Raw genomic sequence first — 1,344 nt, 5'->3', positions numbered from 1 at the left:
GCTCAGATATCCCACGGTATCGGTTCTAATTTGTTAGTGAGGACCGCGTTAAACTTTATCAGAACTAATAAGAGGTTAGTTTTAGTTCTCAGAGAAACACCACTAGGGGTTATAGAGCTAGAGAATGCATTAAGACTGGCAAAACTTGGGGTAATAATAATGCCAGCTTCACCTGGCTTTTACATTCTTCCAAAAACTATTGATGACTTTGTAAACTTTGTAGTAGGTAAAGCTCTTGACGCTTTAGGCATAAAACATGATATATACAAGAGATGGAATGGTTAATTAAAATAAATCTACATTCTTGCCAAATTTCTTAGTTAATATTTCTTTCATCTTTTCATCATAATCATCTTTTTCAAGTTCTTTTTCAATTTCTTCCTCCTTCTGCCCTGATTTCTTATTGATCGCAAACGCACACTTGTTCCCAGGTAACAGTGCCCTCTTCTCACAATACGCATATTGGCATTCACCAGTTATGCATACATCTCCTACCCATCTACAGTATCCAACTTTATACGGATTTCCCTTTGAATATTTTACTTGTATTAACAATGCTCTTTTGTTGCATCTAAAATATGGGCACAAATAGTTACACTTATCGCCTAATGGTAGTGGTTTTGGTTCATCTGTAAATGAAGGAGGTTGTCTTTCAAAGCCTCTATTACCATTTCTCAATCTACTTAAACCCCCAAACTCTGATTACTAATTTAAATTATATTTTGACCCATTTAAACATTATGTATCTTATACTATTACTCTTTCTATCAACCAGACCTAATACTAATCTCTTCCTAGTACTATGAGATACTCTTCCAAAGCTTAGCAGTTCATGAGGACTTAAGTCTTGGTTAGCATCAACTGATATAACTACGAAAGGAGCATGTTCAATTCCTGGTCCTAACGTATACACTGTAAAGTCAGCTCCGTATTTCATTCCCGATCTAACTATAAATCCCCTTTCTCTTAAATCTTCATAAACTCTATAAATTATTTCGAATTTATCTATAGTTTTTGATCCTAATTCATATAATCTTGTATAGCCAAGAACTTCATTATTGTTGTCAAAAACTTGCATCAAACTCTTCTTGACCAAATAAACCCCTTCTATTAAAGATAGTTCCAACGGTCTATTAATTTCGTTTGGGCTCTTTGGTTTAGATATCCCAATTGGCTTTCCATAAAAGCCTTTAGAGTAAATATACTTAGCTTCTTGGATATCGGGTATTATTATCCTTGAACCCACTAACACGCCTTTTATCATTTATATCCTCTCATATGCTATGTAAGTAATATCATCAGCCGAAACTTTTAACAAATCTTCACTATCCTCAAGTCTATCAG

3 protein-coding genes and 1 pseudogene are annotated in these 1,344 nt (G+C 34.2%); 1 reads left to right on the top strand and 3 read right to left on the bottom strand.

Features of this window, described 5'->3' with window-relative positions; translation table 11 throughout:
- Positions 1 to 285: flavoprotein (locus tag DMP16_RS09930; protein ID WP_342764253.1), on the top strand; the 285-nt coding region annotated here is incomplete at its 5' end.
- Here the strand turns inward: DMP16_RS09930 and DMP16_RS09925 are convergent.
- The 3 genes and pseudogenes from DMP16_RS09925 to DMP16_RS11470 form a co-directional block, all read right to left on the bottom strand.
- On the bottom strand, positions 286 to 678 hold the full coding sequence (locus tag DMP16_RS09925) for a hypothetical protein (protein ID WP_069282316.1): 393 nt from the start codon (positions 676 to 678) through the stop codon (positions 286 to 288).
- A gap of 37 nt (positions 679 to 715) precedes the next feature.
- Positions 716 to 1,264 carry a tRNA-intron lyase gene (gene endA, locus DMP16_RS09920; protein ID WP_069282315.1) on the bottom strand — a complete coding sequence of 183 codons (549 nt, stop codon included), beginning with the start codon at positions 1,262 to 1,264 and terminating at the stop codon, positions 716 to 718.
- A pseudogene (locus tag DMP16_RS11470) lies at positions 1,265 to 1,344 on the bottom strand (phosphate transport regulator); the annotation flags it as partial.

It is taken from the genome of Sulfolobus sp. B1, from assembly GCF_007050195.1.
Classification (GTDB): Archaea; Thermoproteota; Thermoprotei_A; order Sulfolobales; family Sulfolobaceae; genus Saccharolobus.
The sequence above is the reverse complement of the archived record's forward strand: the minus strand, read 5'-3'. Positions and strand labels throughout refer to the sequence as shown.